Consider the following 13310-nt stretch of genomic DNA (forward strand, 5'->3'; position numbering starts at 1 on the left):
ATTGCTGCTAAAGCCCTTTGATTTTTCGTTAACTGTCAGAATATTTTCGCTTTTACTATTCGTACAAGGAGAAAATAAAAAATGCAAAATCGGTTGGTATTCCATGGTAAGGCTGGAGAGTTCTTCGGTATCTGGATTGTAAATCTGGTGCTGTCGATAATCACTCTGGGAATTTACTCAGCATGGGCCAAAGTCAGAACAAAAAAATACTTTTATGGGAACACAGAGCTGGCTGGCGACCGCTTTGACTACCATGCTACACCTGTTCAGATTCTGATTGGTCGAATTATTGCTGTTGTTCTTCTCGCAGCTTGGGTGATCTCTCAGAGCCTTCTTCCACAGGTGGCGCTTATTGCCGCCCTGATCTTCATGCTACTGCTACCTGTTCTGGCGAGAAACAATGCCAGATTTGATTCAAGCATGACAAGTTATCGCAATGTGAGATTCAGTTTCGCGGGTGACTTGTTGGGAGCCTATATTGCCTTTGTTGGCCGTCCTCTGCTGCTGGTCGCTGTTGTTGCTGGTGCGACGTTTCTCGCTTTCGGTGTGAGCGGTGCAGTGGGCATGGTGGTGTCAGTGCTGGCCTTTCTTATCGCTGCGATTGTCGGCTATGGCTGGGTAATCCGGGGCATCATGTCTTACTTTGCCAACGGTTACCGTTATGGTGAAAAGGCATTTTCTGCGACGCTTTCAACGGGTTTCTTTGTTAAAACCTACTTACAGGCTTGGCTGATCGGCTTGGCGATTGGCATCGCGTTGATGGTGGTGGGAGCGCTATTTTTCTCCGGTCTGGCACTCACACTTATTTCGGTGGCGAGTTCAGGCGATCCTTCCAGTATCTTTAATAGCGATCTGGCGTCAGGTAGCACATTTGCGCTCGTTATCGGCTTGTATCTCTTTGCTCTCGTTTGCGGGATCGTGGTGACGTCGTTTGTTGCTGTCCGCACCCGAAACTATGTTTTCGGCCAAATGCTGACAGAAGGTGAAGACAAGTATCAGTTACGCTCTGAGATAACGCTGGGTGCTTTTGTTTGGCTGACTGTATCAAACTTTCTTGCTCAACTGGTGACTTTGGGTCTCGCAAGACCGTGGGTGCTGGTTCGGACATCGCGCTATCTGGCTTCGGTAACGGCTGTAGAGGGCGACATGAGCCTACTGCGCACCGCAGATTCTGGAGATCAAGCAACATCATCAATTGGCGACGAAGTCTCGCAGGCCTTTAATTTGGAAGTTGGGCTTAACTGATGATCTCGGGCATCGCCTATCAGGCTGGACGTTCAGACAAGTACGATGCAGAGCTGGATATGTTGCCGGGCGACCGTGTGAGGTTGAATATTGATGGTATTTGGGTTGAGTCAGCGTTAAGTGAGCTGGAACTCGGCTCAGATGTTGGCGGTTTAAGGCTTCAGGTGCGGTTTCCTCAGGGACAACTTTTCATTCCTGATGATATGGCAAAGGTGCCCGACGCCTTGAGGCCAAAACGTGGCTGGCTCAAGCGGACAGAAGACAACATCCTACTGGTTCTTGCCAGTGTGGTAATTTGTCTACTGTTTGTCTGGCTTGGATACTTTCATGGTTTACCAGCAGCTACACGCGGCATTGTGTCGGTTTTGCCAGACGATGTGCCCGAGCTGGTGGCCGAGCAGGTGATGACCGAGCTGGACAAAACCACGTTTCAGTCATCATCGTTGACGGCAGACAAACAGGCTGAGCTTCAACAGCGCTTTGCCGGACTGGTCAGCCAACTTCCGCCGATGCCCTTTGCGCCCAAACTTGAATTCCGATCATGGGAAATGGGGCCTAATGCCTTTGCTCTCAGCAATGGGACCGTGGTGGTGATGGATTCACTGGTCGCGCTGAGTAAAGCTCCTGAGGAACTCGACAGTATTATTCTGCACGAGCTCGGTCATGTTTATCATGAGCACGTCATGAAATCTGTGGTCAGGGCAGGGCTGTTGTCTGTGGCTGTGACTGTGATGACAGGGGAAAGCTCCGGCGCTATCGATATGTTGGCAGGGGCAGGAACCTTGGTTGCTGTGACGGGCTTTTCTCGTGAGTTGGAGACCGAGGCTGATGCGTTCTCGGCCCAGTATATGATGGAAATCTATGGCACGACTGCACCGATGGCTACCATGTTCCGCCGACTTGCTTCATCTTCTGACTCGGGTGAGCTGCCGCAATGGTTAAGCACCCACCCCGATATTGATGACAGGATCCAAGCGGTTGAGAATGCTGGTATGACGGACTGACATGTCATCGGGAAATAAAAAAGGGCTACCCGTCAGGCAGCCCTTTTTTTGTATCGCTCTATTGAATATTACAGAGCGGCAATGGTCGCTTTTTGTTCTTCAAGTTTAACCAGTGCTTCTTTGTAGCCGTCGAGTTTTTCGCGCTCTTTAGCAACAACTGCTTCTGGTGCTTTAGCAACAAAGCCTTGATTGTTCAGCTTGCCATCAATGCGTTTGATCTCGCCCTGAGCTTTAGCAATTTCTTTATCGAGACGCGCTAGTTCTGCATCCTTGTCGATAAGGCCAGCCATAGGGATCATCAGTTCAGATTTCTCTACCAGTGCAGTAGCACAGGCAGGTGTTTCTTCACCTGCATCCAGAACTCGGATACTTTCCAGCTTAGCCAGTGCAATCAGAACCTGCTGGTTAGCATTCAGTCGGGCCGCATCTTTCTCGTCTGCCGCTTTCAGCATGACGTCCAGTGGTTTGCTCGGCGCGATATCGTACTCTGCACGCAGGTTACGGATTGAGGTGATGAAGCTCTTCACCCACTCGATATCCGCTAAAGCGTCAGCATCAAACTGGCTGTCATCGTACTGAGGAAGTTCCTGCAGCATGATGGTATCGCCCTCTACACCCTCAACCATTGGCTTAACGCTCTGCCAGATGGATTCAGTGATGTATGGAATCACCGGATGTGCAAGACGCAGTGTTTTCTCCAGCACAGTGATCAGGGTACGGCGGGTACCGCGTTGTTGCGCTTCAGTGCCTTTCCAAAGAACAGGCTTGGTCAGCTCCAGGTACCAGTCACAGAATTGGTTCCAGATGAACTCATACAGCGTGTTGGCTGCCATATCGAGACGGAAGTTGCTGATGTGGCCATTGAAGTCTTTCGCTGCCAGCTGGAACTGAGATTCAATCCACTTATCTGCCAGTGAGTATTCCACGTTGCTGCCTGCGGCAAAACCACAGTCCTGATCTTCGGTATTCATCAGCACATAGCGGCTGGCATTCCACAGCTTGTTACAGAAGTTGCGGTAACCCTCAAGACGCTTCATGTCCCAATTGATATCACGACCCGTCGATGCCATCGCCGCAAGGGTGAAACGCAGGGCATCGGTGCCATAAGGTTCAATGCCGTTCTCGAAGGCTTTACGGGTGTTCTTCTCAATCTTCTGCGCCAACTTAGGCTGCATCATGTTGCCAGTACGTTTGGCTACCAAAGACTCAAGATCGATACCATCAATCATGTCAATCGGGTCCAGGACGTTCCCTTTCGACTTCGACATTTTGTCGCCGTTTTCATCGCGGATCAGACCGGTCACGTAAACGGTTTTGAATGGTACCTGTGGTTTGCCATCCTCATCTTTGATGAAGTGCATGGTCATCATGATCATCCGGGCAACCCAGAAGAAGATGATATCAAAACCGGTGACCAGGGTATCTGATGGATGGAAAACTTTCAGTGCATCGGTCTGCTCAGGCCAGCCTTGCGTGCCAAAGGTCCATAGCGCAGAAGAGAACCAGGTATCCAGTACATCATTGTCCTGACGAAGAACAACAACAGGTGCCAGATTATTTTTCTCACGCACTTCTTCTTCAGTACGGCCGACATAGACGTTACCGTCGTTGTCGTACCAAGCCGGGATACGGTGACCCCACCAGAGCTGACGTGAGATACACCAGTCCTGAACATCACGCATCCAGGAGAAGTACATGTTTTCGTACTGCTTAGGAACGAACTTGATATCACCGTTTTCAACGGCTTCGATAGCAGGCTGTGCCAGCGGCGCAGTGCGAACGTACCATTGGTCAGTCAGCATAGGCTCGATGACTACACCACCACGGTCGCCGATTGGCAGAGTCAGATCGTGATCTTTGATCTCGTCCAACAGGCCGAGTGCTTCGAATTCAGCGACGATGGCTTTACGGGCGGCATAACGCTCCATGCCATGATACTTTTCAGGCAGTTCGGCACTGTAAACATCGCTTGGTTCACCGTTGGTGGTGAAGACTTCAGCGCGGTCACGTATGTCAGCGGTGAAGGTCAGAATATTGATCATTGGCAGGCTGTGACGCTTACCGACTTCATAGTCATTGAAGTCGTGAGCGGGGGTGATCTTCACACAACCTGTGCCTTTTTCCATGTCAGCATGCTCGTCGCCCACGATAGGAATACGACGGTCTACGATCGGTAGGATGATCTCTTTGCCAATCAGATCTTTGTAGCGAGGATCTTCAGGGTTAACGGCAACACCTGTGTCACCCAGCATGGTTTCCGGGCGGGTGGTGGCGACGATAATATGGTCGTTACCTTCAGCAGTCTTTACACCATCTGCCAGTGGGTAACGGAAGTGCCACATGTGGCCTTTTTTGTCCTGATTCTCCACCTCGACGTCAGAGATAGCTGTCTGCAGTTTAGGATCCCAGTTCACCAGACGTTTGCCGCGATAAATCAGGTCTTCTTCAAACAAACGAACAAAGACTTCCTGAACGGCATTTGACAGGCCGTCATCCATGGTGAAACGTTCACGATCCCAGTCAACAGAAGCCCCCAGACGACGCAGCTGTTTGGTGATAGTGCCGCCAGACTGGCCTTTCCATTCCCAGATCTTGTCGATGAAGGCATCGCGACCATAATCGTGTTTGGTCTTACCTTCTTCTGCCGCTATCTTGCGCTCAACAACCATTTGCGTTGCGATACCAGCGTGGTCAGTACCGACTTGCCACAAGGTGTTTTTGCCTTTCATGCGTTCACAGCGGATCAGGGTATCCATAATGGTATCTTGAAACGCGTGGCCCATGTGAAGGCTACCGGTGACGTTTGGCGGTGGGATCATAATGCTGTAAGCATCTTTAGATGTATCACCATGAGGCTTGAAGTAACCGGCCTCTTCCCAGCGCTGGTACAGCGCTTTTTCGATTGATGTTGGATTGTATGTCTTTTCCATAGCGCTCTTGATGGATCAGTTTGAGTTAGGAGATTCGTTGACAGCCAGCGTCTGCATTTGACGGCCAGCCATACGATAAATTTTGTAGCGTTCTCGCGCCTGCTGTTTGCGGCTCTCTTCGCAAGGCACGAAGTCTACCACTTGTGCGAAGGATGGCGCAAAAGTTGCTGCATCATGAGCCAGATTGATCAGTACGCTGCGGTGACCGCTATGTCTGACATCCGGCCAGCCAATTTCGACCAGTGCCCCAGCTCTTGGCCCCTCACCAACAAGGTTGTGAGGAACAAAGTTATCTGGCTCACGTTGCCAGAGTGCCTCATCTATTTGTTCTGCCTGACACTTATCCGCTGCTGCAATATACACTTTCTGGCCTTGTTGGCAGAAATCACTGGCAAATCGACAAGTCAGCTCAATCATTTGCTGATCTGACGGCACACCATCATCGCTCAGCAGATAAAAGGTTGCCCTAGCCATAAACTCTCCGGAATGATGCGGTTGTATATTTCATGTTCAGCTAATTCGTCATTATGCGCTGTCAGGACAAAAAAAAGGAGGCCTTTTGGCCTCCTTTCTTAGTGTTGGATGTTACTCCGCACTTTCATGGCCAGAACGGTTCAGTAAGAACTGGACAAGCATTGGGACAGGGCGTCCGGTTGCGCCTTTATTTTTGCCGCCTTGGAATGCAGTGCCTGCAATATCCAGGTGCGCCCAGTTATAGGCTTTAGCGAAGCGCGACAGGAAGCAACCTGCAGTGATAGTACCGCCACCTTTACCGCCAATGTTAGCCATATCAGCAAATGGGCTGTTAAGCTGTTCCTGATACTCTTCCGTCATTGGTAGACGCCACGCACGGTCGCTGGCTTGCTCAGAAGCATTTACCAGTTCATGTGCCAGTGGGTTGTGGTTAGACAGTAGCGCACTGATATGGAAACTCAGTGCCATAATGCAGGCACCTGTAAGGGTTGCTACATCTACTACGCATTCTGGTTCGTAACGCTCAACATAGGTCAGCGCATCGCAAAGTACCAAACGGCCCTCTGCATCAGTATTCAACACTTCAACAGTCTGACCTGACATAGTCGTCAGAATATCACCCGGACGATATGCATTGCCGCCCGGCATGTTTTCACAGCCCGCCAGAACACCGACAACGTTGATTGGCAGATCAAGTTCTGCCAGTGAACGCATGGTTCCGTATACAGATGCAGCACCGCACATGTCATACTTCATTTCGTCCATGGCTGCGGCCGGTTTCAGTGAGATACCGCCAGCATCAAAGGTCAGGCCCTTGCCCACCAGAACAATTGGTTTGGCATCAGGATCTGGGTTGCCCTTGTACTCCATGATCGACATCATAGATTCGTTTTTCGAGCCACGGCCAACCGCCAGGTATGATGTCATACCCAGTTCTTGCATTTCCTGTTCACCGATAATTTTGGTGGTCACTTTTTCAAAGTCATCAGCAAGGCGACGAGCCTGAGAAGCGAGGTATGCAGGGTTTGCAACGTTTGGTGGCATATTGCCCAGGTCTTTACAGGCTTTAACACCGGATGAGATACCCAGACCGTGAGCGATTGCACGCTCACCAAGGTTCAGCTCACGGCGAGTGGGTACATTGAATACCAGTTTACGCAGTGGACGTCGTGTTTCAGGTTTAACGCTCTTGAACTGGTTAAAGGTGTAGAGACCGTCGTTGGTACTTTCTACAGCCTGACGCACTTTCCAGTAAGTGTCGCGACCTTTCACATGCAGTTCGGTCAGGAAACAGACCGCTTCCATCGAACCCGTTTCATTCAGGGTGTTGATGGTGTTTTTGATAATTTCCTTGTACTGGCGCTCACCCAGTTCACGTTCTTTACCACAACCTACTAAAAGAACGCGCTCTGACAATACGTTTGGTACATGGTGAAGCAGTAACATTTGGCCCGGTTTCCCTTCGAGATCACCGCGGCGTAATAGGCTACTAATATATCCGTCACTGATTTTGTCGAGTTGCTCCGCGACAGGTGAGAGACGTCGTGGTTCAAAAACGCCTACCACGATACACGCACTGCGCTGTTTTTCGGGGCTCCCGCTTTTTACACTGAACTCCATGCGTACTCCTACATCCTAAAGACAATTGAGGTCAAATGTTGGATAATGCCGGTTTCGATTGCTCCCCACTTTTTTCTTGTGGGGCGGCCCGTAAAAGCGGTTAACATTTGACCGAAAGATTAAAAAACAACTAATTTACCGAAAAACTATAGTTATTCGAGTAAAAAAACAAGTTTTCTAAAGGTAGATCGCGTGATTATCGTTCGGTATCTGATCCGAGAAACAGTTAAAACACAATTTGCGGTGTTGTTCATATTATTTTTGGTATTTTTTAGCCAAAAATTCATCCGCCTTTTAGCAGATGCTACGGACGGCTCCATCCCTAGTAGTGAGGTCATGACGTTGGTAGCGCTTTATCTACCATATATGACTATGCTGATGCTTCCATTAAGTTTATTCATCGGTATCTTGCTGACGTTTGGTCGGCTATACGCTGAAAGCGAAATTACCGTGATGAATGCGACGGGCATAGGCAATAAATTCCTCGTACGTGCAGCCTTGTATCTAGCACTGATAACGGGGGCGATTGCTGCTTTTAATGCTCTGTGGCTGGTGCCATGGGCAGCAAATAAAGAGGCCAGCGTTTATGAAAATCTGGATGCAGATTCAGGCATTAAGCTGTTAGTGAAAGGCCAGATACAGCAAACGCCTGATGGACTGGGTGTCGTGTACGTCAATGACATTCAGGATAAAGGGAAAGTGCTGAAAGATGTGTTTATTGCACAGCCTGTTGCCAAAGGGTCACTCCAACCTACCGTTGCCGTGGCGAAAAACGGTATTGTTTCCGAGTTGCCAGACGGTCGTCAGGTGCTTGAGTTGTCTGATGGCGAGCGTTTTGAAGGTATCCCAACCCGGCTCGATTACTCAATCACTGATTTTGACATCTATCAGGTGTTAATCGGTCAGCGCAAAGTAGACAAACGAAGCCGCGGATGGGACGCGATCCCAACCATGGAACTCTTGGGTAAGTCGTCGATACGAGCGCAGTCAGAACTTCAGTGGCGTATCTCTTTAGTTCTGTGTGTTCCTCTTATGACCATGCTGGTTGTACCACTCTCGGCTGTTAACCCAAGGCAAGGGCGTTTCGCTAAGCTGTTTCCTGCCATTCTCATCTACCTTACCTACTTTCTATCGCTCAGTGCCTCACGCTCCGCGATGGATGATGGAAATTTACCTCCTGAAGTCGGTTTGTGGATGGTAAATATTTTGGCGTTACTCGTTGCCTGCATATTGATTAGCTGGGATAGCCTGCCAATGCGAAAACTGAAAGATAAACTCCGGAGAGTGGGCTGATGCTTAAGATATTAGATGTCTATATTGGCCGAACTATCATTGCCACAACGTCTCTGGTACTCGGCACCTTGGTTGGTCTTTCTGCAATCATCAAATATGTCGATCAGCTGAGAGGGGTAGGTATTGGCTCCTATGATTTCGTTACGGCTTTGCAATTTGTCCTGCTGAGTATGCCAAGAGATATCGAGCTCTTTTTCCCGATGGCGGTGTTACTCGGTGCACTGATTGGCCTTGGAGCACTGGCTTCCAGTTCTGAACTCGTGGTGATGCAGGCAGCGGGCTATTCGAAAATGAATATTGGGGTTTCGGTGTTAAAAACAGCGATTCCTCTCATGTTCTTGGTAACACTACTTGGTCAGTGGGGCGCACCGGAAGCACAAAAAGCGGCGCGTGAACTGAGAACATTTGCTCAGTACAGTGGCAGGGTAATGTCTGTGCAACAGGGCGTTTGGGCAAAAGATGGTAAAGACTTCATCTACATGGCCAAAGCGGAGCAGCAAAAGACGCTCAAAGGTGTCAATATTTGGCGCTTTGACGACGAGCAATCGCTGAAGCAGCAAATTTTTGCTGAACGTGGTGACTTTGACAGCGATAACTCCTGGCATCTGTATAAGGTGACCATCACCAACTTTGCAGGTGAAAAAGAAATCAGCAAACAGCAGATCCCCATGTATAAATGGCAGACAACGCTGACACCAGAAAAGCTTTCTGTGGTTGAGGTGAAACCGGAAGAAATGTCGCTAAGTGGCATATATGATTTTGTCAGTTACCTCAAAGACTCCGAGCAGGACGCTTCCCGCTATGAGCTGGCTCTGTGGCGTAAATTACTTCAGCCATTTACCATCGCTATCATGATGCTGATGGCGCTGAGCTTTGTCTTCGGTCCGCTCCGCTCTGTCACAATGGGAGCTAGGGTGTTATCTGGCGTGTTGTTTGGCTTTGGCTTTTACATTGCCAACGAAGTCTTTGGGCCAATGATTATGGTCTATCAAATGCCACCTGTTATTGGTGCTGCTGCGCCTAGTCTGGTGTTTTTGTTGGTCACTGTCTACTTGCTTAATCGAAAGCTCTAATCAGCGAGACCAAGGTATAGAAGGGAATAGATGCTCCTTTCCTCTCAAAGGAACGTCATCTTTTCCTCTATACCTGATTGAGTTTTATGGTCTGGCATTTTGCCATCATGTCTTGCAATGATTGGTTGTTACTATCAATAAGTACAACCAGATTGCCTAGCCCAAATGCTGACGTTGCCATTCTAACAAGCGCCTGAGAGAAGGTTATTCTCGTCCCATCTACATTCTGTATCCGCAATTTCCACGCTCTCATGCCCAGAGTCTGCCCACCCTTAGACCAGAAATAGCCAAAAAACATAACGGCGACCAGAGCAATATAAGCAGTGAAAAGTGGGCTTGCTACAGGATGGCGTGAAAGAAAGTCACTGGCATCAATATACTCTTCCAAAGATACCCCTAATGAAAAAGCAATGGCGAAGCCTGACATAACCAGCGCAACCGCAAGCATTTCCACTGCGGTCAGTACCAGGACATCGTAAATCCATGCTGCAAGACGGCGAAAAAAGCCTGCCCCCATGGGTATATCAATGACTGTTTGCTCCGACATAGCTTCACCTTTACTGACTATTTTTAATCAAGTCTATCAGTCCTGATACGTTGGTAACATCGTTGAAGGCTTTGTTCTGACTATAAATTAGTCGCGATGATGAAAAAAGAATCACTTAAAACCTTTTTTCAAATTATGGGCTTGTGTTGAATCTAAGCATGGGTATAATTGCTCGCACTTGCCCGAGTGGTGAAATTGGTATACACGACGGATTCAAAATCCGTTTCCTTCGGGAGTGTCGGTTCAAGTCCGACCTCGGGCACCAAAATTAAAAACAAAAAAGCCTCAGCGAAAGCTGGGGCTTTTTTGTATCTGCGTCAACCCATGCGGTTAAAAAAATATTCGGTTTGTTTTCTGTATCTTGAAAAAGGGAAGGCAAACGACGCCCTCCATGTCTGCAATTTATATAGCAGGATGCCTGACATCCCAATACTTTTTAAAATTAAGCATTGATTGTTAGGCATCTAAGCGCTGTAAATTTTCAGACTATTTCAGTCTCTTTATTTGCAGCAGAAACAGAGCGGTATTTGTTCTTACCTTCTTGTTTTGCTTTATAAAGTTCAACGTCTGCACGATGTAGAATAGATGGCCAATCAGATGCCAGTTTACTCACAGGGATATGGTTAACGGCTCCCATTGTGAGGGTTACATTCAATGACAGGTCACCGATGATAAAAGGTGTGCTGCCTACACTTTTACAGAGGCGGTCCATCACTATATCGATATTTTTCGAATCTGTGTCCTGCAGTACGCAGAGAAATTCCTCTCCGCCCCATCTGACAAGAGTATCCTCTCTACGAATTGCTTTCTGAAGGCGTTTCGCGGCTTCAATGAGAACCAGATCCCCTATGTTATGGCCATAATCATCATTGAAGTGTTTGAAGTCATCCAAATCGAGAATGCCAATAGTAAAACTTAGCCCAGTCGCAAGAGGAGATGTCGTCAGCTGTTCCAGGTAATGTGAGAGGAAACGACGATTCCGAAGACCAGTCAGGCTGTCTTTGTTTGCTTCTTCGTTTAACTTTGAGTTAGACGTCAGCAGTGATTCATTCACCGCTTTCATTTTCCTCAGGCGTCTGATCTGGTTGAAAACGAAAAATAGAATTAACAGTACAACGACAACTAATACATTGTTTTGCATTTGCTCGCGTGCGAGCTTGGATGCTTTCAGCGCTCTCTCTGTCTTAAGTATCGTAATTTCTCTTTCTTTGACACCTTCGTAGTATTCAATGCTGATCTTATCCATCTCATCCTGATGCATTGACTGCTCGTACTCGAAACGGGCATTGTAGTGCTTCTTCAAAAAGTTGTAGGCAGATTGAATATCACCTTTCCTCTCATAAGCATCTGATAGGCTCTTATAAATCACAGCCTGATGGCTGATATCTTTAGCCAATACCTTTTTATTGAGCAGTGTCAGGTAAAGCTCTTTCGCTTCCTCTATTTTGTTCATCGCCAGCAGTATGTCGGCCTTTGTCAGTTGGGCGCTACTGTAGTCGTAAACGAACGGTTTGAACTCTTCTGACGAGAGTGCGTCGTTTATTGATTGATAGGCCGAATCCAGTTTTCCTTCATCCAGATAAATGGATGCCTCGACGGTCTTATAAAAGCCCTCGAAACCACTGTCACCCATCTGGTCGATGATGTCTCGTGCTTTATCTAGGTATGCCCATGCTTGTTCAAGGTTATTTCTTTTCGCTTCTACGAAAATAAGGTTGAAGTAATGCATTACATTCGTCGACAACTCTAACGGCGAACCATCAATATTTGGATCATCCAAGCCTAGCTTTAGATAATATTCTGCGTTATCCCAGTCCTCAAAACGGATTGCTAGCATTGCCTTCAATCCTTGAATAATGGACTTAACGCCGGGCTCCGGCAGCCTTCTCTCATAGTTTTCAGCTTTTGAGAGATAGTATTTAGCAGTAGCCAGTTTCTGGTTTTGTAGATGGACTGTGGTGAAATTGATATTAATTGTCATCAACGCATGAAGATCGTTAGACTCCTCGGCATAGGGAAGTGCCTCATTAAGATTCTTCTGAGCAAGATCGTATTGGCCCAGTCGCAGGTTGTCGTAGCTTTTATGTGTTAGCACTCTCGCGCACAACCACTTTTGATCACTGGACTGGCAGTAGTTCCATGCTTTCTCGCGCGCCTCTTCAACACCATCTCTATCATTGCCTCGAAGAAAAGCCTCAATTTCGACCAGTAAGAAGCTGGCATATAGAAGAGGGTTAGACTGCAAAATATTTTCTGCATCAATCTTCTCTAGTTGTCTTAACCGCTCTTCAGTGTCTAAATCAGGCGAAGTCCGGATCAGTGAAAGCTCCCGCCCAATCTCAGTGAGCTGCAGGGCCTTCTCAACGCTAAAAATTTGCTTTTTGGCATTTTCTTTGTCGTTTTCGTAGCGCTCAACCAGTGAGGGATAAAGGATAAAGCTGCCAGTGACCATACTCGCGATGATAAGGAAGTAAAAATACCAACTTGTTTTAATGTTTCTCATCCAGTCTTTTTCTCTGTCGGCAGTGAAAGGCATGTAAATTGCGAGGAGCTGTGTCTGCAGAGCATTAATGAAAGGAGGAATGTTTCAGACCAGTCATAAAAGCAAGGTGCTCGGCAGGCTTTTAGTGCGCATTTGCCCATTAAGAGCAATCATAATAGGGAATGAGAGACCAATCACTATTATAAAGTAAAAAAATCGAATTCATGCAATATTGACTACATAATGTTCATCGGAGTCGCATTATGATGTCTTTTTGACCGCTTGAACATATTGGATTGAAAAAAATCAATTTAGGGGTTGCCAACACGATCCATGTCTCTATAATGCCGCCTCGCTGACACGGGAAAGCACTGCATTATCCGAGTCAGACACCTTAATAAGGTGAGTCAACAAGACATTTTGATTGAGCAAATCAAGCCTCAGAAAAACATCAAAATTTCTTCTTGACTTAAACGTCGCACAGCGTAACATACGCAGCCCTGACGAGATGAAGCCAAGCGCTTAATCAGTCAACGTTCTTTAACAATTTGACCTATGCAATCTGTGTGGGCACTCGTGAATGATAGACATAAAGATTTATCGATGTTTACTGAGTGGCCAAACGAAAACTCTTCGGAGTAA

At 47.6% G+C, this 13310-nt stretch carries 9 protein-coding genes and 1 tRNA gene; 5 read left to right on the forward strand and 5 right to left on the reverse strand.

Annotated features, from left to right (window positions below; translation table 11 throughout):
• The first annotated feature begins 81 nt into the window (after positions 1-81).
• Both A8L45_RS04360 and A8L45_RS04365 read left to right on the forward strand, forming a co-directional pair.
• Positions 82-1245: a YjgN family protein gene (locus tag A8L45_RS04360; RefSeq protein WP_068899600.1), complete on the forward strand. Its 1164-nt coding sequence runs from the start codon at positions 82-84 to the stop codon at positions 1243-1245.
• On the forward strand, positions 1245-2249 hold the full coding sequence (locus A8L45_RS04365) for a M48 family metallopeptidase (protein ID WP_068899601.1): 1005 nt from the start codon (positions 1245-1247) through the stop codon (positions 2247-2249). Before A8L45_RS04360 ends, A8L45_RS04365 begins: the two co-directional genes overlap by 1 nt.
• Before the next feature lie 68 nt (positions 2250-2317).
• Here A8L45_RS04365 and A8L45_RS04370 read toward each other — a convergent pair whose 3' ends face one another.
• From A8L45_RS04370 to pepA, 3 genes are all read right to left on the reverse strand, one after another.
• A complete protein-coding gene (locus A8L45_RS04370) occupies positions 2318-5179 on the reverse strand; it encodes a valine--tRNA ligase (protein ID WP_068899603.1) in 2862 nt (953 codons plus the stop codon).
• A gap of 15 nt (positions 5180-5194) precedes the next feature.
• Positions 5195-5653 carry a DNA polymerase III subunit chi gene (locus A8L45_RS04375; RefSeq protein WP_068899605.1) on the reverse strand — a complete coding sequence of 153 codons (459 nt, stop codon included), beginning with the start codon at positions 5651-5653 and terminating at the stop codon, positions 5195-5197.
• A gap of 111 nt (positions 5654-5764) precedes the next feature.
• Positions 5765-7273: a leucyl aminopeptidase gene (gene pepA, locus A8L45_RS04380; RefSeq protein ID WP_068899611.1), complete on the reverse strand. Its 1509-nt coding sequence runs from the start codon at positions 7271-7273 to the stop codon at positions 5765-5767.
• 192 nt (positions 7274-7465) lie between these two features.
• On the opposite strand from pepA, the gene lptF reads away from it, so the two are divergent.
• A complete protein-coding gene (gene lptF / locus A8L45_RS04385; protein ID WP_068899613.1) occupies positions 7466-8566 on the forward strand; it encodes an LPS export ABC transporter permease LptF in 1101 nt (366 codons plus the stop codon).
• A complete protein-coding gene (gene lptG, locus A8L45_RS04390; protein ID WP_068899615.1) occupies positions 8566-9639 on the forward strand; it encodes an LPS export ABC transporter permease LptG in 1074 nt (357 codons plus the stop codon). The genes lptF and lptG overlap by 1 nt, the downstream gene beginning before the upstream one ends.
• 67 nt (positions 9640-9706) lie before the next feature.
• Here lptG and A8L45_RS04395 read toward each other — a convergent pair whose 3' ends face one another.
• On the reverse strand, positions 9707-10186 hold the full coding sequence (locus A8L45_RS04395; protein ID WP_068899616.1) for an RDD family protein: 480 nt from the start codon (positions 10184-10186) through the stop codon (positions 9707-9709).
• A gap of 180 nt (positions 10187-10366) precedes the next feature.
• Here A8L45_RS04395 and A8L45_RS04400 point away from each other — a divergent pair.
• Positions 10367-10451, forward strand: a tRNA-Leu gene (locus A8L45_RS04400).
• A 216-nt stretch (positions 10452-10667) separates the two neighbouring features.
• On the opposite strand, the gene A8L45_RS04405 is transcribed toward A8L45_RS04400, so the two are convergent.
• Positions 10668-12689, reverse strand: a complete 2022-nt coding sequence (locus A8L45_RS04405) for a tetratricopeptide repeat-containing diguanylate cyclase (RefSeq protein WP_217492118.1) — start codon at positions 12687-12689, stop codon at positions 10668-10670.
• Positions 12690-13310: the final 621 nt, after the last annotated feature.

Origin of the sequence: Veronia pacifica, from assembly GCF_001707825.1 — a bacterium.
In the GTDB taxonomy this organism is placed as follows: domain Bacteria; phylum Pseudomonadota; class Gammaproteobacteria; order Enterobacterales; family Vibrionaceae; genus Veronia; species Veronia pacifica.

Excerpts from the sequence above, each read along its gene's own strand:
- A8L45_RS04360 (WP_068899600.1), top strand. The coding sequence starts at position 82 with ATGCAAAATCGGTTGGTATTCCATGGTAAGGCTGGAGAGTTCTTCGGT.
- A8L45_RS04365 (WP_068899601.1), top strand. The coding sequence starts at position 1,245 with ATGATCTCGGGCATCGCCTATCAGGCTGGACGTTCAGACAAGTACGAT.
- A8L45_RS04370 (WP_068899603.1), bottom strand. The coding sequence starts at position 5,179 with ATGGAAAAGACATACAATCCAACATCAATCGAAAAAGCGCTGTACCAG.
- A8L45_RS04375 (WP_068899605.1), bottom strand. The coding sequence starts at position 5,653 with ATGGCTAGGGCAACCTTTTATCTGCTGAGCGATGATGGTGTGCCGTCA.
- pepA (WP_068899611.1), bottom strand. The coding sequence starts at position 7,273 with ATGGAGTTCAGTGTAAAAAGCGGGAGCCCCGAAAAACAGCGCAGTGCG.
- lptG (WP_068899615.1), top strand. The coding sequence starts at position 8,566 with ATGCTTAAGATATTAGATGTCTATATTGGCCGAACTATCATTGCCACA.
- A8L45_RS04395 (WP_068899616.1), bottom strand. The coding sequence starts at position 10,186 with ATGTCGGAGCAAACAGTCATTGATATACCCATGGGGGCAGGCTTTTTT.
- A8L45_RS04405 (WP_217492118.1), bottom strand. The coding sequence starts at position 12,689 with ATGAGAAACATTAAAACAAGTTGGTATTTTTACTTCCTTATCATCGCG.